1 protein-coding gene is annotated in these 1,023 nt (G+C 36.1%); it reads left to right on the forward strand.

Going from position 1 to position 1,023, the window contains the following annotated elements; translation table 11 throughout:
- A partial coding sequence (locus JF818_RS01080; RefSeq protein ID WP_198890148.1) for a response regulator occupies positions 1–1,015 on the forward strand: 1,015 nt, incomplete at its 5' end.
- Positions 1,016–1,023 lie beyond the last annotated feature (8 nt).

Consider the following 1,023-nt stretch of genomic DNA (forward strand, 5'->3'; position numbering starts at 1 on the left):
GACAGAAGTGGATGAAGAACAGGAAAAGCTGATTAATATTTCTAAAAAGTCTGCTGAAGCGCTCTTGTCGGTAATAGATGATGTACTTGACTACTCAAAGCTTAAAGCGAACAAGGTACAGCTGGACTATTCTGAAGAAGATATAAGAGCATTTATTCATGGAATTGAAGTCTTATTCAACCCTCAACTCTCAGACAAGGGATTGACTCTAAAAGTAACGATTGATTCTAAAATACCTCATTATATTCAAGCAGACTTTGCTAAGATTAGACAAATACTTGTGAATCTAATTGGGAATGCCATTAAGTTTACTGAAGTTGGGTTTATTGAACTAGAAGTTCATTTAGATAAACTGAATGGAGAGCAAATCTCTCTAAAATGGCGTGTCAGAGATACAGGTATCGGTATTAGTATGAATCATCAAAAAGTAATATTTGATCAGTTTACACAGGCTGAGTATTCAACAACAAGAAAGTTTGGTGGCACAGGCTTAGGCTTATCAATATGTAAAAGACTCGTTGAGCTGATGGATGGAGAAATGAATGTTCGTAGTGTTGTAGGCATTGGTAGTTCTTTCTCTTTCACGACTGTGATAAAAAAAGGTTCTGGATTAAGTCGAGTTAAGATAGAAGATGCAAACCAACACAATAGATCTGGGTTAAATGTCCTTATTGTTGAGGACGATACAATAAATAGAGAGATTCTAAAAGTTATTGCTGAAAAGCAAGAGTGGGTCATAACCATGGCAGAGAATGGTCATGAAGCCATTGAAGCGGTTAACAGACAGAAATTCGATGTTATTCTAATGGATGTAGAGATGCCGATTGTAGATGGCATTCATGCGACGAAAGTAATCCGATCGATTGAGACAACAAGAACACCTATTATTGCTATGACAGCTTATGCTTTTAGCAATGAGAAGGAAAGATGTCTTGAAAGTGGTATGGATGATTATTTATCAAAACCCATCAATATGCCCAAACTACTTTCTAAAGTAAGTTCATGGACTTCATAATACAAAGT

Source organism: Sphaerochaeta sp. S2 (assembly GCF_016406725.1).
In the GTDB taxonomy this organism is placed as follows: Bacteria; Spirochaetota; Spirochaetia; order Sphaerochaetales; family Sphaerochaetaceae; genus Sphaerochaeta.